This is a genomic window from Tenacibaculum sp. SDUM215027 (assembly GCF_050566205.1).
Taxonomy (GTDB): domain Bacteria; phylum Bacteroidota; class Bacteroidia; order Flavobacteriales; family Flavobacteriaceae; genus Polaribacter.
Genome location: NZ_JBNXUE010000005.1, coordinates 243,654 through 269,127 on the forward strand (window position 1 = coordinate 243,654; position 25,474 = coordinate 269,127).

The window sequence follows — 25,474 nt, forward strand, 5'->3', positions numbered from 1 at the left end:
GGAATCAGATGATTCCAAGATTTCTGTTCTGATATGTTTCTTTTTTACTTTACAGGATTAAGCTTACTTATAGCAGTAATCGTTCCTCCTTCTACTTCAATTCCTTGTGTAGCTTTTGCAGTTGTTGCATCTATATTGTAGACATAACTTCCAGTTTTTGTTGTTATACCAATATAAACTATTCCTTCTGCTTTAGATACATAATGCCCTTTTGATGCAATACTTTCTATATCTTCTTTTATAGGAAGTCCTGTTACGTCTGTTAACGTTTTAGCATATACATCTACAATTGCCAAATCTTTTCCAGAACTATATGTACCTTTTGAAGCTGTATCGTGTAAATTTACCAAGAATTTACCATTTCCTAAGTATAAGTGAGAAGTAACATATCTATTACTTGAAGCTTCTTCAATGTTATAATAAAAAGTTTGGTCAAACGCTGTTTCTCCTTTTTTAATTCTTGTTATTGCTGATGGCTTTGTAGATGTTATTTCTCCGTTAGTTGTTGCTATAGAAGAAGAAAAAGCATAAGCGTCTCCTTTTTCATCTACAGACAAACCATTGTTAAAATAGCGTCCAATATGACTTGTTCTATCATCATGAATCGTTTTTACATACTCCATTTCTGGATAAGAATACACTGCAATATTAGCTTCATTAGGATAAGCTGTTCCGAATCTATCTGTAGAATTTCCTTTAACTGTAAAATAAGGTAGGTACACATAATCACCTACTTGAGTTATCCAAGTAAAGAAAGCTAACTCTCCATTTTCTTTATTTGCTAAATCTTTGGTATTAATTTGTCCTTCGGCTACAAATTGTGATGTTCTTGTATCAAGACGATACCAAGAAGCAATAGGTGAATCAGAACTTCTTGATATTTTCATTAAAAGTAAATCGTCTTTAACTGGAGTAAATGCTTGTACAGTTTCTGACTGAAAATTAGACAGTTTATCTAATGTTCCTTTATTATTTAACTGGTATGTTGTTACTGCTCCTGGATTTCCTTGTCCATATAATAAACTAAAAAATTTATTATTACTGGTTACATAATAACGATACGTTCCATCTTGCTCAATACCATTCCCTACTGTACTAATTTTTCCTTGGGATAAATTATCTGTTGTAAGTATATAATCTGCAACTCCTTCTGATGCTTTTGGTGTTGCTGTTATTAAGTATTTAGCTCCTTTTTGAGGTGTTTCTCCTTGTTTCGGAGTGTCATCATCACTACAAGACGTAAAAATTGCCGCTGCAATAAATAAAGCTGAATAAAGGTTTTTGTAATTCATTTGTTTTAATTTATAATTGTTATTTAATTATCTTCTATAAATATGTGTTCTTAAAAAAAAGTATATTTAATTTTTCCTGTAAAGTTTCTACTAGGTTTTTGTAAACTAAAATTGTCATAAAGCTCAGCATTTAACAAGTTTCTACATTCTAAAGTAAATTGTAGTTTCTTGTTTAATGAGTATGTAAAACTTACATCATGTGATATTTGTTGAGGAACTTCTAGCTTATTACTCCCTAAACTAGGCCAATACAAATAGAAATTATGAACAAATAATAAGTTATAGGCTATGTTTAATTTGTCTTCTTTATTCCATAGATTAGAAAAAGTGTAGCTCGCGTCAGCATTTCCAAATAAATAAGGCTCGTTAGGAACTCGATCTTTGTAAACAACACTAACTTCTGTTTGATTGTCTTCATATTTTGTGTTGTTCCTTAAATTTTGATAAGTTATGTTTGCTCCTAAAGAAACTTGATTATTAAAGTTATACCTTACTTCTGCTTCTACACCTAGGTTGGTTACACTCGCTAAATTATCCATAACTTGCCTACTTTGATTTTTATTAAGCGTAGGTCTAATAAAATCTTTAGCATCTCTATAAAAACCACTTGTATTGAAGTTAAAAGAGTGTTTACTATTTGTATGCTTCCAAAAACTAACTCCTAAATTATAATTATTGCTACTTTCTGGTTTTAAGCTTAAATTTCCTTCTAAATTAATTATGTCTCCATAAAGTTCATTTGCTTCTGGTAAACGATAACTTTTTTCATAGGACGCTTTAAATTGTATATCATCATTTACAAAGTATGTTGCTGCAAGCCCATACCCTGTATGATTAAACTTATTAACTTGATTTCTATAAGCCACATCTCCGTAGTTTCCACTAGGATTATATGCTTCTGCAAACTTATTTCTTTGATAGTATTTTTTAAAAAAGATTGAGGTATTCCAATTAGAACTTTTAAAGTCATAGCCAAACCCCATGACATTTTTCATCATTTTTTTAGGATGCTCGTAAATTTCGTTATCTGGATTTAACTCATTATGCCCCAGTCTATCAAACGTATTAAGAGTATTACTAAATGTAATTTTATGCTTATTATTTAGCTTATAGTTTAAGCTTGTTGTTGTAATACCTGCGTTATTTTTGTATTTATATAAAGAATACGAACGTTCTCCTCCAGGGCCATCATATTCTTTAAAATCTCCAAACCAATTATAACGCCTATGCAACGTATCAATATTTTTTTCTTCTCCCAAGTTGATATTAGCGGTTAACTTAAAGTCTAAGTTTTTAAATATAAAGTCGTTCTTTTTATACTTTACACTAGGCATTATAATATTACCTCTTGTATGCCAAGCTCCAAACACACTTACCATTCTTGCTCCTGTTTGGATTTCTCTATAACTCTGTCCTAAAGTTATACCTAACAATAGTTGATCTGCGAACTTAGTATTTACAAAACCTACATTAAAAATGGCTACTTCGTTATGGTAAGTATCATTAAAACGTTTTACTCTTTGATTAGGAAAATATTCTCCGGTGTTTAAATCAGATACATCAACCTTTACTTTATAATCATTATCAGAATAGTTTTGAAAAGCATTTAATTGTGCAGTAAACCCTGATTTTGCTACATAAACAGCATTTACATGTGATCTATGAGTATTAAACGAACCAAAAGAATACGAAGCTTCTAAATGACTTTTTTTATGTTGCTGTGTTATAATGTTTACAGCTCCTCCCAATGCATCTGCTCCTAAACCTATAGGTACTACTCCTTTATATATTTCTATGCGTTCTGCTAAACTTATTGGAATGTTATTAATTTGTAGAGATGAACCAAAACTATCCATGGGCAACCCATCAATAAAAAATCGGACTTGATTTCCTCTAAAACCGTTAAGTGAAAAATTCATTCGAGAACCAACACCTCCACTTTCTCTAATGCGTACTCCTGCTACTCTATCTAATGCATGTCCTAAATCTAAAGAGGTATGATGTAACTCCTTAGCATCAACAACGCCTACATTATATGCTTTCTCTTTTACTTTTTTTACGATACTCTTTCCAGTTACAAGTACCTCATCCAACTCTACTGATGATTCTTCTAACTGTATTGATAATACTAGTTCTTCTCCCTCCTCTATCTTAAAAAATAGTTCCTTAGTTTTAAAGCCAACAAAAGAAACTTTAAGTACATGTTTTCCTTTAAGTTTACCCTTAAAAAGGAAATGACCATTTATATCAGTTGAAACTCCTTTGTTAGTTTCTTTTATAATAACTGTTGCTCCAGGAATTGGATTTTTCCACGCATCTACTACTGTTCCTGATAATTTAGACTGTGTATACCCTACGAATAAAAATAGAAGGTTAATCGTTATAAAACTTATTGTTTTTTTAAATGTGTTCACTTTATTTTTATTTAGACTTAATTGAAATTAAAAACAAAATTACTCTTATAAAACTGTAAGCTTTATACGTTAAACGGATAATTAGCTACGCTAAACGGAGTAAATGATACTGATTATTAAGATGATTCTTTTAAAGCTTTTTATTTCTTTTTATTTTAAAGAAAATACTAAGTGAAGTTATTGAAAGTAGCAACCAAAAAGCATCTACCACAAAAATTTGCGAATATCCTTTTTGCAAAGAAATCCATAGCCAATTGCCAGTAATAGCACCATTTGAGATAGGTACTAGGAATCCTAAAATACTGCCTAATAAAAGAGATATTTTATTAGTAAAGTAATTGTCTTTTTTTACAATAAAAAGTGAGCTTAACATAAGCCATCCCCAGAAAAATATCTGATAAATAAATACTTTTTTATTGTCTCCATTGCTGTTTGAAAAACATTTAACGACTACAAAAACAAAAGCAGTCATTGGGTATAAACTTAAACATATAGCCATATAAATATTTACTAACCAAGTGTTGAATTTACGTTTGTAACTAGGTACGCTTTTTTTATCTCTTGCAACTAACCAAATAAGTACACCAGATATGATTACAAAACAGGTGACAAAACCTAAAACCAAGTAAATTAATTTCATTCCATAACCACCAAAATCTCCAAAGTGTAATCTTTTTAAAAGATTTGTAGCTCCTTCTATATATGATAAGCTATTTTTTGAATCTTTTGTTTGTACTATAAATCCATCTACTGCTTTGAATGTGATTGATCCTGAACTTAAAAAGTTATCCTTATACTTTGGATATCCTCCTACTTTTACGTGCATATTTGCATCTCCATAATTAAATATTTCGATGCTATTTAATTGTAAGCTAGGGTATTCTTTTTTTGTTCTAAGTAAAAAATCATTAATAGAAATCGTTTTTCCTAACTCTATAGCTTTGTACTCATAGTTTATTTTTTTTTCATGAGTCAATGCTTCAGTTAAAGCTTTAGAATTATCATTAAAAATATAGTTTTGTACAGGTACTAACATTATCATATAACCAATAATTAAGTATGCTCCTGTAACAGCAAATATAAATTGATATGGTAGCCCTATTACTCCGAGTGCAACATGTGCATCAGTCCAAATAGTTTTCCATTTCGTTTTTGGTCGAAATTGGTAAAAATTAGGTACTACTTTTTTCCAGTGAACGATAATTCCTGTTATAATTGCAAACAAGAAAAAGAAAGCTATTAAGCCTGCAAAAACATAACCTGATCGTCCGTAAAAATTTAGTTGTGCAAAAAAATGTAATCTGTAAAAAAATTCTCCTAAAGAATAGTTTTGAGCATAGTTTACTTTTTTAAAGGTTTTTAAATTTGTGTAAAAAAAAGCTCTTTTAGGTTCTTTTTTTGGAGCTAGTGTATCTTTAGATCGCCCCATTCTAGTAACTACGTTTTGTCCTTCTACGTTTCTATAGAAAGAAATATCTCTACCATTTAGGTAATACTCTTCTTCTAGGTTATTTAATAAAGCATCAAAATCTCCTTCTAAAAAAAAATTTTTTTTAACGGGCTCATTTCTTTCCCAAGCTATTATTTCATCTCTTAAAAAAGAAATAGATCCTGTAAAAAAAATAACATATAGTGCTGCACTAATAACAATACCACTAATGGTATGTGCATGAAACATTATATTATATACTCTCTTAGCCATAATGGTATTTTGATATTGTTTTAGTTAATTTGGAGTATTTAAATAAATTATTGTAATAAATAGAAGACTAACAAAAATATAAAGCACCCATATTTTCCATGCGCTTTTGGCTAAAAAGGCAAAAATCATTAAAACTGCCCACATAATAAACCCAAAAAAACGTAGTGTCATTATTACATTTGGTATGCTAAAAAAAGTCATTAACATCATGTGAAAAGTTTCTGTCACAATATATCCACCTATAAAACCAGCACTTATCTTTGCAATGCGTTGTGTAGCTGAATTTGTTAAATATTTTTTATTTGCTGGCATAATTATTAAAGATAAATTTCAAACAATAGTGATAAAATAATTGTAGAAACTAATATTGGAAGTTTTAAAAAACGTAAAGGTTCTATTAAAACAACTAAGCTTGCTACTAACATTAGTAGTATTATATATGAAAATGTTCCTGCACCAAAACCCAAGTATAAAACTGTACTAGCTAACCCAATAATTAACAAGACTAAACCTATATACTTCCCTTTTATTTTATTCTCATTAATCCATTTCTGAAGAGGTAAATAAAACGTTAAATCTGCTCTACTTGAAGTACTGTATAAAAAATAAAAACCTATAAGGGTTAAGCAGCCTATAATTGTTAACATGTTAATTTTTTTATAAGTTATAATTAAATCAATCCTACTATTTTTATGTTAAAATCATTTTTACTTATTAAGACTAAATAAAAATAAATTATTTTTGTTTTCTGCAAAACTAATTTTTATTCGGAAATCGGGGGATACGTTAAACGGATAAAAAACATACGTTAAACGGAATAAGAAAACATGAAGGTCACTATAAATAATAACGAAGAAGCTGTTTTTGATAAGCTAGCTAATATTAAAAAGACAAATGATAATTTTTATAAAACCCTAATAACCAACTTTAATGACGATAATTTTAAAGGTTGGTATAAAGAACATGTGTTTGAAAACTTTAAAATAGGTTTTGGTTCTATAAAAACCATAAAAGGCTATAGAATACATTTTAATATTAAAGGAGAGAGTATAGAAATGTTATTCAATTTACAAGGTAAGTTTACTATACATATACCTGAAAAAGGAAGTAAATATTCTTTTAATTCAAACTCACATAATATTAACTTTTATAGTAATACAAAAGGTTGTTTAGAGTGTGAGTCTTCTGAATCTTTTATTGTACGCCTTAACTTATCTCCCTTATTTTTTATTCAGTATTTACCCGATGATATTAGGTTTGATGATTTTAAAAGGTTAATCAATGATAAAAAATTCGGAAAAATTAATTCGGAAAATTGCTTAATAAATTCAAAAATGCATTTTTTAATAAAAGAAGTTATTGATTCTGAATGGGATAATCATTTTCGGAAAATACATATTACCTCTAAAATATTAGACCTTCTTTTATTACAACTTTATCAGTTTACTCCTAGTGTTCTTGAAAAAAACACAACAAAGCTAACTACAACTGAAACTAACAAAATTCGAAAAGTTTATGAATATATACTTAATAACTATACATCTCCACTAACCTTATCTTTGTTGTGTAAAGAAATTGGCACCAATGAATATGCTTTAAAAAAGGGCTTTAAAACTGCATTTGGCATAACCGTTTTTAAATTTATTGCTAACTTAAGAATGAATAAGGCTAAAGAACTGCTATTAAAAGGCTATACAGTAAATGAGGTTTCTGAGAAGGTAAGTTATAAAAATCCACAACACTTTTCTACTGCTTTTAAGAAGAAATTTGGTACTTCTCCTAGTAAATTTTTAAGTGAACTAAGTTCTTATAAAATAAAAAATTAATAGTTCTAGTTTTTAGATAAAAAAACCTTGGAACTACATAATTCCAAGGTTTTACAACTAACTCTACAAATCTAACATACTTGCTTAACAAGAATGCTATTCTTTTAATAAGACTTCATCAAAAAACTTGTCTTTAAGTTTTTGATAAGCTTCCAAATTATTTTTATAATTCTCACGTAATCTATCATACTCTCCTAAATAAGCCATATCGCACTGTATATCATCACACTCTGCTACATTAACGTATGTATTTGAATATGATAGAACAGTTTTATAAAGCTCATTGTTTACTTTTTTCCTCTCAGAAAAAAGTTTCAACGTTTCTTCAGAAATAGCTTTATCGATTAGAGAATGCTCATATAAGCTTAAAAGGTTCTCAATTTCTCTATTGATATATTGTAACTGATCTACCCATCCTTTTAGTTCTGCATAATTATACTTGTGTACAACATCTATATCGCTACCGTGATTATTAAGTGTCATTTTTTTATCTTTAAATTAAGGTACTAAAACTCTCTTTCCCCTCCTCTTGATTGACTTTTAAAATTTTAACTTCTTTCTTCCCTCCTGGTAAATCCCAGAGAACTACGTCATTTAAAGCATAGCCAAATAAAGCTATACCTATTGGTGTTAAAATAGAAACTTTATTGTTTTTCAAATCTTTTTCAATTGGTTTTACAATCTGAATAGTTTTTTTCCAAACATCACCAGAAGCTATAGTTATAACAGTATTTAAACGTACTACATCATCTAGCATTTCTTCTTCATCTAAAATCTTAGCCGATTTTAATTCCTCAGCAAACTTATCTAATGATGTCTGTACTTTACCTTCTTCAGTATGCTCTGAAACATTTAGTAAGCTCTTAATGTATACATACTCCTTTTTTTCTAAAACTAAACTTCCGTGCTTCATTTTAATGCTTTTTATGGAAAAATACCTCGTTGAACATACGCCTTTTCTATACGTTGTATAGCTATACAATATGCTGCTTTTCGCATATCTACACCTTCTAACTTTGCATAATCTGAAACTCTAGTATATGAGTCTTTTAGCTTCTTGTCTAATCGTGTAATTACCTCTTCCATATTCCATAACTCACCATTACGATTTTGAAGCCACTCAAAATAACTAGTGATTACTCCTCCTGAATTACATAATATATCAGGGATAATTGTTACTCCTTTTTCTAAAAGAATTTTTTCTCCTTCAACATTTATAGGTCCGTTTGCTCCTTCAGCTATTAAATTAGCTTTGATTACGTGCGCATTATCTTCTGTGATTTGATTTCCTAAGGCAGCAGGAATACAAATATCACAATCAGTAGCAAAAAAATCTTCTTTTTCTATTCCCATTGATTCTGGATATCCTACTAAACTTCCGTTATTAGCTTTTGTATAGTTAAAAAGATCTTCTACCTTGATTCCATTTATATTTTGAATACTTCCGTAGGCATCTTGAACTCCTACCATTTTGGCTCCTTCTCTTTCTAAAAAGTATGATGCCCAATAACCAACATTACCAAAACCTTGTACAATAAAAGTTTTACCTTCTAAACTCTCATTATTTTGTTCTACCCAAAATTTAATAGTTAAGAAAACTCCATAACCTGTTGCTCTATCACGCCCTTCAAGTCCACCACTTCCTATTGGTTTCCCTGTTACTACATGTTGATTCATTGAACGCTCTGCAGGTGCTTTAGTACTCATATACGTATCTGCCATCCACGCCATAGTTTGAGCACTTGTATTTACATCTGGAGCAGGAATATCATGTTCTGGTCCAATATTATCTCCTAAGGCAAACGTAAAACGCCTAGTAATACGCTCTAATTCATCTTTTGAATATTTAGTAGGATCAATTTGAATCCCCCCCTTACCTCCTCCGTATGGTAAGCCAGCTAAAGATGTTTTCCATGTCATCCACATTGCCAAAGCTCTTGCTGCATCAATATCTACCGTTGGGTGGTAACGCAAGCCTCCTTTATACGGACCTAATGCATTATTGTGTTGTACACGATATCCTTGAAAAATTTCAACACCTCCATTATCCATCTTTACAGGAAAATTAACAATAATTTCGTTATTCGTAATACTTAATATTTTACGAATATTAGGGTGTAAACCAATTTGATCAGATGCACTATTAAACTGTTCTAGTACATTATCAACCATTCCTCTAGCATTCTTTCGCTTCGTTGGTTTTTTTAATTCTTTGGTTAATGTCATCTCACTTATGTTTGAATTTATTTTACTGCCTAAAATTTTACTTTTTATATTATTCATACCTGACTCCCTTAAACAGTTTGCATTTCTTGTTCTGCAACTACCTCTTTTCTCTTTACTTCTTCGGCACTCACCTCATTATACTCACTACATGACCACACCTTTTCTTTAGATTTGGTTAACACGCATGTATTTATTTCTGTACATGATGGGCAAATATTAAAAGGATTAGTATTCATAAATTACATTTATTTTGTTCTTCTCTTCTAAAGGCAAATGATATGCCACTAAATATGCCAAAAAACAGAAAAACTTCTGCACCCTTTGTTTATAAAGGGTACAGAAGTTTCTGTAAAATTTACTTTAAAATTAAAGTGGGGAGTTTTTCCTCAGTCGGAGAAAAAACACTCAAAAAAACATCTTATTCTTTTAACTTTTCTCGTAAAGTCTTACGATCTATTTGAAGGATTTTTGCTGCTTTTGTTTTATTATTATTAGTAGCATTTAACACATGTTGAATATGTCGTTTTTCCATTTCTTTTAAGGAAATTAGTCCTTCTTCTGAAAAATCAACATTATATTTTAGCGAATCCGGTAAATGCTCTACCTCAACTATACGATCACACATAATTACTGCTCGCTGTATTATATTTTCTAACTCTCTAATATTCCCAGGCCAATTATGTCGTTTTAGTACATCTAAAGCTTTAGGGCTTATTTTTACGAACCTATCTTTATATTCAACACCATACTTAAAAAGAAATTTTTCTACTAGCATAGAAATATCATCCTTTCTTTCTCGTAAAGGTGGTACCTCTATTTCTACTACCGTTAACCTATAAAACAAATCTTCTCGAAATGTTCCTTTTTGAATCATTTCTTTTAAGTTGTTGTTAGTTGCTGCAATAATCCTAACATCTACTTTCTCTGCTTTTTGAGCTCCAACTTTTACCACTTCTTTTTCTTGTAAAGCTCTTAACAATTTTGACTGTACATTTAAAGAAGCGTTACCTATTTCATCTAAAAATATAGTCCCTCCATTTGCGGCTTGAAAAAAACCATTCCTGTTACTTTCCGCCCCTGTAAAAGCTCCCTTAACATAACCAAACAACTCAGACTCTAATAAATTCTCTGGTATTGCACCACAGTTCACAGCTATATATGGTTCTTTAGTAAACTTCCCTTCATAATGTATTGCGCGCGCTACCAATTCTTTTCCCGTTCCACTCTCCCCTTTAATAGAAACCGTTACCTTGTTATTTTTTACACGATCTATTATTTGAAAAATTTCATTAATTTTTTCTGAAGCTCCAATCATGTCTCCATAAAAATCCTTTTTCTCTTTCTCTTGAGGAACTTTTTTTTGGCTTATTTCTGATTTTTTCAATGCATCATCCATTGCCATTTTCAACTCTTCTTTAGTAAACGGTTTGGTTAGATATGCTACCACACCTGATTTAATGGCTTCAAGCGAATCTTGAACAGATGGATATCCGGTTACAATAAGTTTTGGGAGTTTTGGATAATGCTCTGAAACAAACTTAACAAGCTCAAAACCATCTACTTCAGGCATTTTCAAATCTGTAATTAACAAGTCTATTGAAGTATCTCTTAAAATTGTGACTGCTTCTTTAACCGATACTGCTTTGTAAGTGTGATAATTCCATGATTGCAAGTGTCGATGCAACAATTCTAAGATATGAACATCATCATCAACTATAAGTATATTCTCTTTTTTTAACGGCATTTCTTTTATTTTGGTAACCTCACCTCAAAGATAGCACCTTTTTCAATGCCATTTTTAGCTGTTATTGTTCCTTTATGACTCGATACAATACCATGCACAACACTCAGTCCTAAACCTGTTCCTTCACCTGTTGGCTTGGTTGTAAAAAAAGGTTGAAACACTTTTTCAAGAGCTTCTTCAGTTAACCCTTTTCCTTCATCTGAAATTCTTAAAACTACTTCTTTATCTATTTGAAATGTTTCAATGGTAACTAGCCCTTCTTTTGGTGAAAAGTAAATAGCATTTATAATTAAGTTAAAAATAATCTGAGTAAGCTGAACCGTATCTGCTCGCAACCATAATTCAGACTCTTCTACTTTTACTAAATACTTTACAGATTGTCTTCTAAAAGTAGCGTCCAGTAAATTTATAGCATCTTTTATACTTGGAATAATATTTACTTCCTTCATTTCTTGTGGCATCTCACAAGCAAAATACATAAGTTTTTTTACTACTTCTCTTGAAAAAATTGCGCTTTGAATAATTTTCTCTACATCGGCTAAAGTCTTTTCATTACTGTGCATATCTGCTTTTAACAGCTCTGAATAACCTAATATGTTGGCTAGTGGAGTATTTAACTCATGGGCAATACCTGCTGTTAATTCTCCTAAGATTGACAAACGGTCGGCGTGTTCCATTTTACGTCTCATTGACAACTCGTTGTTCTTTATTTCAATACGTTCTAAAAGCCCTCCTATTTTTATAGCTACGGTATCAAACAGTTCTTTTTCTTCCTTTAGGTATAAGTTATCTTTAAGTTCTTTACCTTTTATAAATGCTGATATTTTTCCTTTAGGTATATTAAATACCGGAATAGTACTTGAAATTATACATAGTTCTTCTTCTGTATTATTTTTCTTTTCAGAATACTCTTTTACATCAATAAAAACTCGAGTGTTTTTGGGAAACTGTAACGCTCTTTTTAAACTCTTAGCTATCGCTTTTAAAGTAATATCTACTTGATCTAAGTTTGCATTTATTATTAAAGATGTTACCTCATAAAGACAGGTTAACTCCTTTATACGTTCTTTAAGTTCTTTTTCTGTTGTACTCCCTGACTTCATTAGTAGCTTTTTTTATTAAACTCAGATAAACACTTATGTTTTCGGGGAATAAAAATACAAAATAACTCTCCTTAGCTAGCTTTTATGATAAAAACTATCTTATTCATTTATTCTCTTTTTTATGCTTTATCTATTTTATGTAAATTCGTTGTTATGGAATTACTTTTTATAGGTTTAGCTGGAGGTGCTATTATATCCTATTACATTTTTAAAAAATTCACCTCAGTAAGAAGAAAAAATTTAACCGAAAAACAATCGGTAGTTTTGTTAGATAAAATAAAAAAAGTATCTAAATTAATTACTATTGAAGGGGAATTTGCAGAGATATATCATCATGAAAATACTAAAGAGAAGTTTTTAGGGCTTGTTACTAGTAAGAAAAAAGCTATTATTTTAATTAATGCAAAAGTTCATATTGGTTTTGATTTTAGAAAAATAAAAATGCATACCAATACTAAGAAAAAAGTATTAGTCCTCTCTGAATTTCCACAACCTGAAGTATTTTCAATAGAACCTAATTTACGTTTCTATGATATTCAAAACGGATTACTTAACAAGTTTAGCTCGGAAGATTTAACCGAAGTAAACAAAGAGGCCAAAGAGCATATTCTTCAAAAAATACCTGAAAGCAACCTAATGCAAACCGCAAACAAAGAAGCTTTGGAAGCTGTTTCCTTAATGCAAAATTTAGTAGAAACTATTGGATGGAAACTAGACTATTCTGCATTAAAAATTCCTGAATCAACTCAAAATTTAATCGAATAATGAATATTGAAGAATTTCGTAACTATTGCATTACCAAAAAAGGAGTAACTGAACACTTTCCTTTTGATGATAATGTTTTAGTATTTAAAGTAATGAATAAAATGTTTGCTTTATCTGGTTTAGATAGTTGGGAGCAACACGAGCCTAAGGTTAATTTAAAATGTGATCCTGAACGTGCTTTAGAGTTACGAGCTGAGTACGAAAGTATTAATCCAGGATTTCACATGAGTAAAAAACATTGGAACACAGTTACTTTAAACAATGATGTTTCAGATATTTTTGCTTTTGAATTAATAGGTCATTCTTACGATTTAATTGTAAAGAGTTTACCTAAAAAACTTCAAGAAGAATTAAAATCATTATAACCAAATGCTTAAGTCTGAACTTAGAAAATTATACAAACAGAAGAGAAATACACTTACTGAAGTAGAAAAAGAAAAACTACAAGAAAGCATCTATCAGCAAATATTTAAATTAAAAACTGATGATATTCGTACTGTACATTTATTTTTATCCATGCAGAAGTTCAATGAAATAAATACGCAACCTATCATTGATTTTTTTAGAGATAAAGGAAAAAGAATTATTGTTAGTCGTTGTAATTTTGAAGATGACTCGCTGACTCATTTCTATTTTGAAAAAGACACCAAACTAAAACTTAATAAGTTTGGAGTTCCAGAACCTATAAGAGCTAAAGAAACCAATGTAAAAGATATCGACTTGGTTTTTGTACCAATGCTAATTTCTGACAAACAAAACTATCGAGTTGGTTACGGAAAAGGGTTTTATGACAGATTTTTATCAGAATGTAGAAAAAACACTCAAACTATAGGACTCAACTTCTTCTCTCCTATCAAAGAAATAGAAGATACTCATGAATTTGATGTCCCTTTAGATTTTGTGATATACCCAAAATAAAAAATCCCGCCGAGAGCGGGATTTTTTATTTTATATACTAACGATTATCCGTTCATTGAAATTAAGAACTCATCGTTATTTAATGATCTTTTAATTCTATCTTGTATAAACTCCATTGCTTCAATAGGGTTCATATCTGCTAAATACTTACGCAATACCCACATACGTTGTACTGTTTTTTCGTCTAATAATAAATCATCACGACGTGTGCTCGACTTAATTAGATCAATTGCAGGATAAATTCTACGGTTTGCAATATTACGTTCTAATTGTAATTCCATGTTACCAGTTCCTTTGAATTCTTCAAAGATAACCTCATCCATTTTAGAACCAGTTTCAGTAAGTGCAGTAGCAATAATAGTTAACGAACCACCATTTTCAATGTTACGAGCTGCACCAAAGAAACGTTTTGGTTTATGTAATGCATTCGCATCAATACCTCCTGATAAGATTTTACCAGATGCTGGTGCTACTGTATTGTAAGCTCTTGCTAAACGTGTAATAGAGTCTAATAAAATTACAACATCATGCCCACATTCAACTAAACGCTTTGCTTTTTCTAATACGATATTAGCAACACGAACATGTTTATCAGCTGGTTCATCAAAAGTAGAAGCAACTACTTCACCGCGTACACTACGTTGCATATCGGTAACCTCTTCAGGACGTTCATCAATTAATAAAACTATTTGATATACTTCAGGATGATTTGCCGCAATAGCTTTTGCAACATCTTTCAACAGCACTGTTTTACCTGTTTTAGGCTGTGCTACAATCATACCACGTTGTCCTTTTCCTATTGGAGAAAACAAGTCTATAATTCTAGTTGATAATGAACTTCCTTTTTCTGCTAAGTTGAATTTTTCTTCAGCAAATAATGGAGTTAAGTGCTCAAAAGAAACACGATCACGAACAATATTCGGATTTAATCCATTAATTTTTGAAACTCTAATTAACGGGAAGTACTTTTCTCCTTCTTTTGGAGGACGTACATTACCACGAACAGTGTCTCCTGTTTTTAATCCAAATAATTTTATTTGAGATTGTGATACATAAATATCATCAGGTGATGATAGATAATTATAATCAGAAGAACGTAAAAACCCGTATCCGTCAGGCATCATTTCTAATACACCTTCACTTTCAATAATTCCATCAAATTCAAAATCTGGATCACGATACTTATTACCGCTTTTGTGATGTTGTTTATTACTATTCTGATTTTTATTATGCTTGTTACCTCTATTAGGGGGTTTATTATGCGGCTGTTTTTGTTGTTGAGGTTGTTGCTGTTTTTTATCATCTGAAGCTTTAACTTGCTTCTTTTCTTCTTGCCTTTGTTTTGGCTTGCTTACAACTTCCTTTCCTTCTTGCCTTTGTTTTGGCTTGATTACAACTTCCTTTTTTTCTGCAGCTTTTTTTACTTCAGGCTCATTAACAACTTTACTCTCTGGCTTTTCAGCAGCAGTTGTAGCAGTAGCTTTAGCTTCTGTTTTATTAATTCTCTTCCTTTTTGGTTTTTCTGTCTTAGATGTAGGTTTAGCCTCATTAGCACTTGCTTCTGCTTGCGCATCTAAAATTTTGTATACTAAATCTAATTTTTTTAGTTGACTAATCTTTGTTAATCCTATTGATTTAGCAATAACTTGTAAATCAGCTAATTTTTTAGTTTTTAATTCCGAAATATCGAACATTCGTTAAATAATTAAGTTACTAAAATTCTTTATGTGTAAAGAATTATATTGTATTAAGTTTTGTTTTGAGTGCTAATTATATAGGGGCTATATAATAATTTTGTGCGGTTACATACAAGGCAAATATATACAAATATTTTAACTTCTAATATTTCTTTTTAAAAAAAGAAGTATTACATTTGCTTCCCGATAAAAAATTATGATACAAAGAATACAATCTATATACTTATTAGTAGCAGGAATTATTTCTGGAGGATTGACTTTTCTATTTAGTCTTTGGAGTAACTCCCATACTAATACTGTATATGTTTTAGATTTACTTTCTGGGAACTCAATCTTAGAAAAAAGTGTTCCTGCTTTATTTTTTATCTCAGCTTTAGTAGCTATTGTTACAATATTTTTATTTAAAAATCGTCAGTTACAATTTGTACTAAACCGCTTAAACATTTTGATAAACCTTTTTTTATTAGGACTATTGATTTATTTATCACAAACATTATCTGGAGAAGCTTCGGTTTCTGAGAAAGGTATTGGGATGTTCTTTCCTATCGTTGTTATTTTGCTGTTAGTTTTAGCAAATAGAGCCATTAAGAAGGATGAAGATCTTGTAAAATCTGTAGATAGATTACGATAAACCTAACATCTTAGTATATTTAGTGCGAAAAAAACCGGGATTTAAATCTCGGTTTTTTATTTTTGTTTCCTAGGATATTCAAGGCCTACAGCTTTAAATGTTAAAAAAATGTTAAAAAAAACTCAGGGTTAACCCTGAGTCATTAACGAAACGATTAGGGATATTGTGTATTGTACACACTGTTTTAACCTCATAAATTTGTAACTGTAATAACAACCATGAATTACAACAAGATAAAAGTTCACATAGCAGATGACCATAAGATTTTAATAGACGGAGTCATTGCTTTATTAAATACTGAAGACGACATTGAAATTGAGGGTTTTTCTTTAACTGGCAGACAAGTAGTAAATTGGTCTTCCAAAAATACAGCAGATGTATTAGTTTTAGATATAAACATGCCTGAAATGGATGGTATTGAAGTTTTAAAAACGTTTAAAAAGCGTAATACAAACATTAAAACGATAATACTATCAAGTTTAAGCGACCCAAAACTTGTTCAAGAAATGATAGCGTTAGGCGCTAATGGTTTTGTAGATAAAAGTCGAGCTAATGAACAAATAATTGATGCCATAAAAGTTGTTCACAACGGCATACAATATATTAGTGAAGATATTAAAGTAAAATTATTAGACCTGTATGCTTCAGATACAAAAGATGAACATGAACCTGAATTTTTGCATGGAGATTTAACTGAGAGGGAGATTGCTGTATTAAAGTTAATTGCTAAAGAGAAAAGTTCCAGTGAAATTGCAGATAAATTAAATGTCAGTATTAAAACAGTAGAAACATATAGAAGTAATTTATATAAAAAATTAAAAGTAAAAAATGTAGTAGGTTTAGCGATGTATGCCGTGAGAAACAAAATAGTGTAAAGACATAATCAACCCTTCAAATTTTCTTTAGTCCCCCAGATTAAGAAGAAGCCCCCCGAGTCTATACACTTCATACATCGCTAATCAACTACTACAAACAATAAACCCAATAGCGATGTACGCGTTAATTAACATAGTATAGAAAACCCCTTCATTTTGTTTTCTTTTATCCCCTAAGAGATATCGTCCCCCAATCTCTTAACATCTATCCTAAGTACATCGCTATTTTTTTAAAAAAATCTAATCTCAATAAAAAACACCATAAGTCATGAAAAAATTTACTCCTTATTTCCTAGTTTTAAGCCTTAGTGTTATTTTTGCTTCTTGTTCTTCTAACGAAGCAGAGGTTATAGAGAATAATCCTGAAAATTTATTACAATCATATACACTTAAAAGAGATGCTACTGGTGCATACTCTATTGATTTCAATACAACAGATAATACTGATGTAACTACATTAACTAATGTAGACAACTCTAAAGAAATTGTTTTAGCTGAAACCCCGCAAAAAACAGCTACTAAACACTCAAATGATTTTTCTATAGAAAATGATCATTTAAAAATTGGTTTTTTAGAAGCTAACAAAGGCAAAAGAACTAATATATATGTTGAAGATGAAAATATTACCTTTGCTAAAGGTATTACAGAGTTTTTAAACTCATATAGTATTACAGCAAATGGTGACGGAACATATCAATTAGATTTTACTGTCAATGATAATGTAAACACAGATTTCGTTTATAACGAAAACCTAGATGTATATGAAATACATTTATCTGCTGGTGAAAGCCTTAAAAAAACATTTTCTAGACATTTTGAAATGAATTCTGATAAAATGCTTAAGTTAGATTTTGTCAATCATAAATATTCTGGAAGAACAGAAGAAGAAACAGCTGAAAGAAAACCTAGAATCATCCAAGAATTAATCTAACAAAAATTTTAATGCCTAACAGAAGCAACAAACCTCAACTTTTAAACCTTATAGGTTTATATTTTCTTCTTTCAATATTTGGTTGTTGCTTATCAATTGAAGCAAACAACTACAAAGATTATTCTTATTTTCAAAAACGTGATTCTATACTAAATCAAGAATTTAAAACTGTAAAAAAATTATATTCTAACGAAAAGTACTCTCAATCATTAAGAAACGCGTTAGCCTTATTAAATAAAATAGATACTAATAAAAATCCTGAATTAAGTTATTTGTGCCATTATCAGATAGGAGAAATATTTAGAAAGATTAATAATCATGAAAAAGCTTTATTTCATTTTAAAAAATCTTTAGAAATATCTCTTATAAATAGTGGCTTTAACGAAAACAACAACATCCTTTCAAAAAATAAAACCAAATATGCAAAAAGCTTATTAAGATCTGGTTATGAATTCTTTAGACTACAAGAATTAGATAGTGCTAAAAACTATTACTCTAAAATAATTGATTTAAACTTTCATAGTAATGAATTAGAAAACATAAAAGCCTCAGCTTATAATAATCTATCAGGAATCTACCTTTATGAATCCTCTTATAAAACAGCTAGACAGTATGCAAGAAAAGCTATTGAGATAAGAAGAAAATATAATAATAAAATATACGAAGCGGCAGCATTAGGAAATCTAGCCAGTATTTATTTAGAAGAGAAAAAGTTTAATGACGCTAAATTAATCTATTTAAACGCAATAAATTTAATAGAAAAAGATACTACTGATGAAGCCGTTAGATTCAAAGAGGATTTGTATTTTAACTTAGCTTGGGCATTATATAAGATGAAAGACTATACAGCTTATGACTATCAAGAAAAATCATATTTAATTAAGGATGACAGAAGAGACAAAGAAATTAGAAAAACTGTAGAACAGGTCTATGCTCAGCAAAAAGTAGATCTAGAAAAAGAAAAAACTGCCTTAGTTGAAGAGCAGCGAAAACTAGAAGAAGCACAAGAAGCCAAAACATCTATGCTTTTTGGTGTTTTAAGTTTTTTAGTTTTAATAGTTTCTGGAGTAATCATTTACAATTATAAGCTTCGTCAAAAAAACCTAAGCCTTAAACTTTCTGAAAGTAAACTTATACAACAACAAAATCTTGAGAAAGTTAGATCGGATGCTCAAGTTAAAATTCTTAACGCTACAATAGACGGAAAAGAAACCGAACGAAAACTCATAGCAGAAATATTACACGACAATGTCAGCGCATTGCTATCTTCAGCTAACATGCATTTAACAGCTACAAAAAAACAATTTGACGGAGATGCTCCACAAGAAATAGAAAAAACACAAGCTATTATTTCTGAGGCCTCTCAAAAAGTTAGAGACTTATCTCATAATTTAGTTTCTTCTATTTTACTAAAATTCGGATTAGAATATGCTATTAAGGACGTTGTTAAAAAATACTCTAACAGCCAGTTAAAACTTGAGGTTTCTGCAAAAAACATTAATAGATACAACCAAGAATTTGAAATAAAAATATTTAATGTGATTCAAGAGTTGATCAATAATATTTTGAAGCACAGTAAAGCCAAACATGCGCAAATAGATTTAAAGGAAGAGAAGAATCAACTAACCGTTCTCGTTAAGGATGATGGGGTAGGATTTTCTACCTCGTCTTCTTCTTTTTCTGATGGTATTGGTCTTAATCAAGTTGAAGCTAGAATTCATATGATGGATGGTAAGCTAACTATTAAATCTGAAATAAATATAGGTACTTCTATACATATTGCTGTTCCTATACTAAGTAAAGAAAAAAAACTCAATAAATTAACTTCTGTTAGCTAGCTCGATAATTTCCATATTTTTCACATTACCATTATCTATTTCAAAACGAAGCATTGTTCTAACCTTATGAAACCCATGCTTCCCAGCTGCTCCAGGGTTTAAATGAAGTAAGTTTAACTTTTTATCGTACTGAACCTTTAAAATATGTGAATGCCCACAAATAAACAATTGTGGTGTATTATTTTTTAACTCTTCTCGAACTCTTTGATTATATTTATTCGGATAACCTCCAATATGAGTTATCCAAACCAAAACATCATCAACAATAAATTTATTATCTAACGGAAATTCAGCCCTTGCATTTTTATCGTCAATATTTCCATACACCGCTCTAAGTGGTTTTAGGCTTTTTATTCTATCAGTAACTTGTAGGTCTCCAATATCACCTGCATGCCAAACCTCATCAACTTGCTTTACAAACTTTAAAATTTGATCATCAATAAAACTGTGTGTATCAGAAAGGAGTAAAATTTTCTTCATTAAAGCAAAGCTAATGAATTATAAAATAAAAAACCCACGACATTACATCATGGATTTCTTTATACTAAGGGGATTTAATGAAAGGGGAATTCACTATCTTATTCTAAAAGGTGACAAAAATAGTGCAAACAACCAGTTAATCTGTTAACATATGTTAATAAAACTCAAAAACGTTATTTTAACTCCTTTCTCTAGTCTTTTTCAAATTAGATTTTTATAATTTAGCTCTTTAAAAAATCACACTTCTTGAGGTATTTTATTGAATTAGCATACAACGGAAAAAATTATCACGGTTGGCAAATACAGCCACACGCGATTTCAGTTCAAGAAAAAATAAACAAGGCTATTAGCACTATTTTAAGGAAAGAAGTAAACATTGTTGGAGCAGGAAGAACTGATGCTGGTGTACACGCATCACAAATGTTCGCTCATTTTGATGTAGAAACTCCATTGAACGATAATTTTACTTACAGATTAAACGCTATTTTACCCGACGACATTGTTATATTTAATACACTATTAATGCATAACGATGCACATGCTCGTTTTGATGCACTTAGCAGAAGTTATGAATACAAAATTTGGCTAGGTAGGAATCCGTTTTTGTTAGATACTACTTGGCAATTACACCATCAGCAGTTGAATATAGCGTTAATGAATAAAGCTGCTGCGGTACTTTACGATTACGAAGATTTTGAATGTTTTTCAAAAGTAAAAACAGATGTACATACATTTAACTGTAAAGTAACCAATGCTATATGGATTAAAAATGGAAATGAATTAACATTTCATATTAGTGCTAATCGTTTTTTAAGAAATATGGTTCGTGCTATTGTAGGCACTTTGATTGATGTTGGTTTAGAAAAAATAACCTTAGATAATTTTAAAAACATTATAGAAAGTAAAAATCGAAGTAAAGCAGGAGTGTCAGTTCCTGCAAAAGGTTTATTTTTAACAAAAGTAAAATACGACTATATATAGTGAGTAAAACAACAGGAAAAGCATTTGATATTAAAATTTTTGCACGACTTATGAGTTTTGCAAAAAAATACCGTGTACGGTTTATTATTGCAGCATTATCTACCATTTTACTAGCTGGGTTTGCTGTACTTACTCCTGTCATTTTAATGACAGCCATAGACGACTTCATAATAACTAAAGACATTACAAGGCTTTTGTATTTTACAATTGCCATGATAGTGGTTTTACTTATACAGGTCTTATTTCAGTTTAGTTTTATTTATTATGCAAACTGGGTGGGACAGCATATTATTAGAGACATAAGAGCCAAAACTTTTAGAAAAATACTTCAATTTAAAATGGGGTATTTTGACAACTCTTCAGTTGGAAAGTTAGTAACTCGTGTTGTTTCTGATATAGAAACCATTGCTAATTTTTTTACGCAAGGTGTCTTTATGATTGTTAGTGACGTTTTAAAAATGATTGTAGTAATCATGGTAATGTTCTATACAAACTGGAAGCTAGCATTAATCGCACTTGCAACCTTACCTGTATTAATTTACGCTACTAAACTATTTCAAATAGCGATTAAATCTACCTTTCAGGATGTTCGTAATCAAGTAGCAAATCTAAACAGTTTTGTACAAGAAAGAGTTACAGGAATGAAAATTGTTCAACTCTTTAACAGAGAAAGAATTGAATATAAAAACTTTATTGATATTAACAATAAGCATAAAAAAGCACATGTTAAAACAGTATGGTACTACTCTATCTTCTTCCCTATCGCAGAAATACTCTCTTCTATCGCAATAGGATTAATTGTATGGTATGGTGGTTTGCAAGTTGTTGAAGACAAAGCTGTGAGCGTTGGTGCCATTATCGGTTTTATAAAAATGGCTCAAATGCTTTTTAGACCTTTAAGACAAATAGCTGATAAGTTTAATCAATTACAAATGGGAATTGTAGCTGGCGAACGTGTTTTTAATATAATAGATACTGAGAGTTCTATAGACAAAAACGGAGCTATTACTGCTGATAAAATACAAGGAACTATTAACTTTAAAGACGTACGATTTAGCTATATAAAAGGGGAAGAAATCTTAAAAGGAATTAGTTTTAATGTTGAAAAAGGACAAACCGTTGCCATTGTAGGAGCTACAGGTGCGGGTAAATCAACCATAATTAATCTTATAAATCGTTTTTATGAAATAGATAGTGGTAAAATATCTATTGACAACATTCCAGTTGAAGATTACAAAATAACTTCTTTACGTCAAAAAGTAGCCGTAGTACTACAAGATGTATTTTTGTTTTCTGATAGCATTTTAAACAACATTACTCTAAACAACGAAAGTATTTCTCTTGAAGAAGTTCAAATAGCAGCAAAACAGATAGGTATTCACGATTTTATAATGACTCTTCCTAATAATTATCATTATAATGTAAAAGAACGCGGAGGTATGTTATCTTCAGGTCAACGTCAATTAATTGCCTTTTTACGCGCCTATGTCAGTAAACCTAGCATTTTAATTTTAGACGAGGCTACCTCATCAGTTGACACACATTCAGAACAAATGATTCAATACGCAACTGATGAAATCACCAAAAATAGGACTTCTATTGTAATCGCACATCGTTTAGCAACCATTAAAAAAGCAGATATGATTATCGTTATGGACAAAGGTTCCATTGTTGAAAAAGGAAATCATACAGAATTATTAAAAAAACATGGGGGTTATTATAAGAATTTGTACGAAAAGCAGTTTAATAGTGAAACAGTAGTGTAAATAAATTTGTTTACATCAATCAAAGTAGTACATTTGTTATTCAATCTTAAAAACTAAAAATCAATAAACGATGAAAAGAGTAATTTTATCAGTATTTGTTGTTGGTGCTTTATTAGCAACATCATGTAAAAATACTAAAGAGGAAGCTAAAGATGCTGTAGAAACTGTAGAAAAAGCTACTGAAGAAGCTAAAGAAGCTGCAACAGAAGAAACTAAAGAGGCTACTGAAGAAGCTGCTAAAGCTGTAGGTTCTGCAATCGAAGGTGTCGAAATTCCTGAATTTGAAGATCCAAAAGTAGGTGAATACTTACAGTCTTATGCTGAGTATGCTAAAACATACATTGATGCAAAAGGTGATGTTGTAAAAAATTCTGAATTAGCTCAAAAAGGTGTTGAGTTAGCTAAAAAATCACAAGACATCCTTGGTAACTTAAGCCAAGAAGATGCTGTAAAGTTTAGTGAAGTTATGACTGCTATTCAATCTAAAATGGCTCCTGCTCAATAATCTTTTGAACAGATCATAAAAAAAGCTCGCAAATTGCGAGCTTTTTTTATGCCATTACATCTTTTTCTAGTTTTCTATGGAGCTCTTCTAATGATTTATACAATACAAATTCTCCATCTTTTATATACGAAATTTCTCCTGTCTCTTCTGAAACCAACAAACAAATTGCATCGGTTTTTTCACTAACACCGATAGCTGCCCTATGTCGTAATCCAAACCTTGAGGGTATTTTAGCGCTGTTAGAAACCGGTAATATTACTCGAGTTGCCACAATGTAATTATCACGAATAACAGTCGCACCATCATGCAACGGACTGTTTTTATAAAAAATACTTTCAATTATTGCTTCGTTAACTAAAGCATTCATTTTATCGCCAGTATTAATCAAAAAATCTAAGTTATTTGTCTTCTCAATAACTAATAATGCACCTGTTTTTGTTTTAGATAAATTAGCGCAGGCCATTAAAATAGTTTCAACATCTGTTTCAGAATGAATTTCTGTCTTTAAAAACTTCAGTTGATTTAAAAAACTTTTTTTTGTTGAAAAATTAGTAGTTCCAATCATTAACAAAAACTTTCGAATTTCCTGTTGAAACACAATAATAAGTGCAATAACCCCGCCTGAGAGTAGGTAACCTAAAATTCCACTTAACATTTCCATATGTAAAGCCTGTGTAACTTTCCATATTAAAAATATAAAAGCAATTCCTATTACAATATTAATCGCTACTGTTCCTTTTAACAATTTATAGATATAATAAAGCAGCACCGCTACTAAAAAAATATCTAACACATCAAGGAATGAAAAATTGATAAAATCCAAATTCATTAATTTTTTGAAGTTTTTAGCCTTTTAAAAAACAAGCTTTTAGGTATTACACACAACTTGATAAGTAAATGTAATGATTTTATTACAACTGCTCTACAATTTTAACCGCTTCAACAGCCTCCTTTACATCGTGTACTCTTAAAATATGGGTTCCATTTAACAAAGCAATTGTATTAGCCACAGTTGTAGCATTCAATGCTTCCTGAGGTGTGGTATTTAACAACTTATATAACATTGATTTCCTTGAAACACCTGTTAAGACTGGAACATCTAAGCTTTTAAACAACGATAACTTTTTTAGTAGCTCATAATTTTGGTCAAGCGTTTTTCCAAAACCAAAACCAACATCAATAATTACATCATTCACCTTTAAATCTCTAAGTTTAAAAAGCTGTTCTGTAAAAAAAGAAATAACTTCTGTCACCACATTTTCATATTGCGGGTTTTGTTGCATATTTTGCGGTGTTCCTTTCATATGCATCATTATATATGGAACTTGAAGTTTTGCTACTGTTTCAAACATTTGCTCATCCATCTTACCTCCAGAAATATCATTAATAATTGCTGCACCTGCATATATCGACTCTTCTACTACTCTACTTCTAAAAGAATCAACCGAAATAAAAGTTTTAGGAAATTTTTTTATTAATAACTCTACAACAGGAAGCATTCTTTGCAACTCCTCTTCTTCAGATATATGTTTTGCTCCTGGTCTAGAAGAATGTGCCCCCACATCAACAAAAGTAGCACCATCTCGCAACATCTTTTCTGTTTGAGTAAGAATATCACGTTCATTTTTATACTTCCCTCCATCAAAAAAAGAATCAGGAGTCACATTTAAAATCCCCATAACCTTAGGCTTAGTTAAATCTACTAAGGTTCCTTTACAATTAATTGTCATCACGCTAAATTTCCAAGTAAAAATAAATGAAAAGCTTGTAATATTTACTA

General features: G+C 30.4%; 26 protein-coding genes. 11 read left to right on the forward strand and 15 right to left on the reverse strand.

The genetic code is table 11. The features are described from left to right. Positions 1-44: 44 nt before the first annotated feature. The 5 genes from ACQYZ7_RS12870 to ACQYZ7_RS12890 form a co-directional block, all read right to left on the reverse strand. On the reverse strand, positions 45-1,292 hold the full coding sequence (locus ACQYZ7_RS12870; protein WP_430730130.1) for a DUF4374 domain-containing protein: 1,248 nt from the start codon (positions 1,290-1,292) through the stop codon (positions 45-47). Positions 1,293-1,342: 50 nt separating this feature from the next. After that, positions 1,343-3,706 carry a TonB-dependent receptor gene (locus ACQYZ7_RS12875; protein ID WP_430730131.1) on the reverse strand — a complete coding sequence of 788 codons (2,364 nt, stop codon included), beginning with the start codon at positions 3,704-3,706 and terminating at the stop codon, positions 1,343-1,345. Between the two features lie 130 nt (positions 3,707-3,836). Continuing rightward, positions 3,837-5,408 carry a PepSY-associated TM helix domain-containing protein gene (locus tag ACQYZ7_RS12880; protein ID WP_430730132.1) on the reverse strand — a complete coding sequence of 524 codons (1,572 nt, stop codon included), beginning with the start codon at positions 5,406-5,408 and terminating at the stop codon, positions 3,837-3,839. Between the two features lie 24 nt (positions 5,409-5,432). After that, positions 5,433-5,720, reverse strand: coding sequence for a hypothetical protein (locus tag ACQYZ7_RS12885; RefSeq protein WP_430730133.1), 288 nt, complete (start codon positions 5,718-5,720; stop codon positions 5,433-5,435). A gap of 5 nt (positions 5,721-5,725) precedes the next feature. After that, positions 5,726-6,055: a hypothetical protein gene (locus ACQYZ7_RS12890; RefSeq protein WP_430730134.1), complete on the reverse strand. Its 330-nt coding sequence runs from the start codon at positions 6,053-6,055 to the stop codon at positions 5,726-5,728. A gap of 180 nt (positions 6,056-6,235) precedes the next feature. On the opposite strand from ACQYZ7_RS12890, the gene ACQYZ7_RS12895 reads away from it, so the two are divergent. Beyond that, positions 6,236-7,234: a helix-turn-helix transcriptional regulator gene (locus tag ACQYZ7_RS12895; RefSeq protein ID WP_430730135.1), complete on the forward strand. Its 999-nt coding sequence runs from the start codon at positions 6,236-6,238 to the stop codon at positions 7,232-7,234. 96 nt (positions 7,235-7,330) lie between these two features. Here the strand turns inward: ACQYZ7_RS12895 and ACQYZ7_RS12900 are convergent, their stop codons facing one another. From ACQYZ7_RS12900 to ACQYZ7_RS12925, 6 genes are all read right to left on the reverse strand, one after another. Next, positions 7,331-7,717, reverse strand: coding sequence for a hypothetical protein (locus ACQYZ7_RS12900; protein WP_430730136.1), 387 nt, complete (start codon positions 7,715-7,717; stop codon positions 7,331-7,333). A 10-nt stretch (positions 7,718-7,727) separates the two neighbouring features. Then, on the reverse strand, positions 7,728-8,147 hold the full coding sequence (locus tag ACQYZ7_RS12905) for a GreA/GreB family elongation factor (RefSeq protein ID WP_430730137.1): 420 nt from the start codon (positions 8,145-8,147) through the stop codon (positions 7,728-7,730). Positions 8,148-8,158: 11 nt separating this feature from the next. Next, on the reverse strand, positions 8,159-9,460 hold the full coding sequence (locus ACQYZ7_RS12910) for a Glu/Leu/Phe/Val family dehydrogenase (protein WP_430730138.1): 1,302 nt from the start codon (positions 9,458-9,460) through the stop codon (positions 8,159-8,161). Between the two features lie 68 nt (positions 9,461-9,528). After that, positions 9,529-9,696, reverse strand: a complete 168-nt coding sequence (locus tag ACQYZ7_RS12915; RefSeq protein WP_430730139.1) for a hypothetical protein — start codon at positions 9,694-9,696, stop codon at positions 9,529-9,531. A gap of 182 nt (positions 9,697-9,878) precedes the next feature. After that, positions 9,879-11,204, reverse strand: a complete 1,326-nt coding sequence (locus ACQYZ7_RS12920; protein WP_430730140.1) for a sigma-54-dependent transcriptional regulator — start codon at positions 11,202-11,204, stop codon at positions 9,879-9,881. A 5-nt stretch (positions 11,205-11,209) separates the two neighbouring features. Beyond that, positions 11,210-12,307, reverse strand: a complete 1,098-nt coding sequence (locus tag ACQYZ7_RS12925; protein WP_430730141.1) for a sensor histidine kinase — start codon at positions 12,305-12,307, stop codon at positions 11,210-11,212. A gap of 153 nt (positions 12,308-12,460) precedes the next feature. Between ACQYZ7_RS12925 and ACQYZ7_RS12930 the strand changes: the two genes are divergently transcribed. From ACQYZ7_RS12930 to ACQYZ7_RS12940, 3 genes are read left to right on the forward strand one after another with little or no spacing between them, the layout of a single operon-like run. After that, on the forward strand, positions 12,461-13,072 hold the full coding sequence (locus ACQYZ7_RS12930; RefSeq protein WP_430730142.1) for a DUF4230 domain-containing protein: 612 nt from the start codon (positions 12,461-12,463) through the stop codon (positions 13,070-13,072). Further along, complete coding sequence (locus tag ACQYZ7_RS12935) at positions 13,072-13,437, forward strand: MmcQ/YjbR family DNA-binding protein (protein ID WP_430730143.1); 366 nt, start codon at positions 13,072-13,074, stop codon at positions 13,435-13,437. The genes ACQYZ7_RS12930 and ACQYZ7_RS12935 overlap by 1 nt, the downstream gene beginning before the upstream one ends. A 4-nt stretch (positions 13,438-13,441) precedes the next feature. Beyond that, positions 13,442-13,990, forward strand: coding sequence for a 5-formyltetrahydrofolate cyclo-ligase (locus tag ACQYZ7_RS12940; protein WP_430730144.1), 549 nt, complete (start codon positions 13,442-13,444; stop codon positions 13,988-13,990). A 44-nt stretch (positions 13,991-14,034) separates the two neighbouring features. On the opposite strand, the gene rho is transcribed toward ACQYZ7_RS12940, so the two are convergent. Continuing rightward, positions 14,035-15,684 (reverse strand): transcription termination factor Rho, encoded by a 1,650-nt coding sequence (gene rho / locus ACQYZ7_RS12945; RefSeq protein ID WP_430730145.1) that lies wholly within the window; start codon positions 15,682-15,684, stop codon positions 14,035-14,037. 199 nt (positions 15,685-15,883) lie between these two features. Between rho and ACQYZ7_RS12950 the strand changes: the two genes are divergently transcribed. The 4 genes from ACQYZ7_RS12950 to ACQYZ7_RS12965 all read left to right on the forward strand — a co-directional run bounded on the left by ACQYZ7_RS12950 (position 15,884) and on the right by ACQYZ7_RS12965 (position 19,962). Further along, a complete protein-coding gene (locus tag ACQYZ7_RS12950; RefSeq protein ID WP_430730146.1) occupies positions 15,884-16,318 on the forward strand; it encodes a DUF4293 domain-containing protein in 435 nt (144 codons plus the stop codon). A gap of 218 nt (positions 16,319-16,536) precedes the next feature. After that, positions 16,537-17,193, forward strand: a complete 657-nt coding sequence (locus tag ACQYZ7_RS12955; RefSeq protein WP_430730147.1) for a response regulator — start codon at positions 16,537-16,539, stop codon at positions 17,191-17,193. Between the two features lie 268 nt (positions 17,194-17,461). Further along, positions 17,462-18,124 (forward strand): hypothetical protein, encoded by a 663-nt coding sequence (locus tag ACQYZ7_RS12960; protein WP_430730148.1) that lies wholly within the window; start codon positions 17,462-17,464, stop codon positions 18,122-18,124. Between the two features lie 11 nt (positions 18,125-18,135). Further along, complete coding sequence (locus tag ACQYZ7_RS12965) at positions 18,136-19,962, forward strand: tetratricopeptide repeat-containing sensor histidine kinase (protein ID WP_430730149.1); 1,827 nt, start codon at positions 18,136-18,138, stop codon at positions 19,960-19,962. Here ACQYZ7_RS12965 and ACQYZ7_RS12970 read toward each other — a convergent pair. Then, complete coding sequence (locus ACQYZ7_RS12970) at positions 19,945-20,442, reverse strand: metallophosphoesterase family protein (protein WP_430730150.1); 498 nt, start codon at positions 20,440-20,442, stop codon at positions 19,945-19,947. The two genes, ACQYZ7_RS12965 and ACQYZ7_RS12970, sit on opposite strands and share 18 nt — an antisense overlap. 246 nt (positions 20,443-20,688) lie before the next feature. Here ACQYZ7_RS12970 and truA point away from each other — a divergent pair, with 246 nt between their 5' ends. The 3 genes from truA (at position 20,689) to ACQYZ7_RS12985 (ending at position 23,694) form a co-directional block, all read left to right on the forward strand. Further along, a complete protein-coding gene (gene truA, locus ACQYZ7_RS12975; RefSeq protein WP_430730151.1) occupies positions 20,689-21,423 on the forward strand; it encodes a tRNA pseudouridine(38-40) synthase TruA in 735 nt (244 codons plus the stop codon). Next, positions 21,423-23,189: an ABC transporter ATP-binding protein gene (locus tag ACQYZ7_RS12980; RefSeq protein ID WP_430730152.1), complete on the forward strand. Its 1,767-nt coding sequence runs from the start codon at positions 21,423-21,425 to the stop codon at positions 23,187-23,189. Before truA ends, ACQYZ7_RS12980 begins: the two co-directional genes overlap by 1 nt. 70 nt (positions 23,190-23,259) lie before the next feature. Beyond that, a complete protein-coding gene (locus ACQYZ7_RS12985; protein WP_430730153.1) occupies positions 23,260-23,694 on the forward strand; it encodes a hypothetical protein in 435 nt (144 codons plus the stop codon). A gap of 46 nt (positions 23,695-23,740) precedes the next feature. On the opposite strand, the gene cdaA is transcribed toward ACQYZ7_RS12985, so the two are convergent. Then, complete coding sequence (gene cdaA / locus ACQYZ7_RS12990) at positions 23,741-24,523, reverse strand: diadenylate cyclase CdaA (RefSeq protein WP_430730154.1); 783 nt, start codon at positions 24,521-24,523, stop codon at positions 23,741-23,743. 82 nt (positions 24,524-24,605) lie between these two features. After that, on the reverse strand, positions 24,606-25,424 hold the full coding sequence (gene folP, locus ACQYZ7_RS12995; RefSeq protein WP_430730155.1) for a dihydropteroate synthase: 819 nt from the start codon (positions 25,422-25,424) through the stop codon (positions 24,606-24,608). Positions 25,425-25,474: the final 50 nt, after the last annotated feature.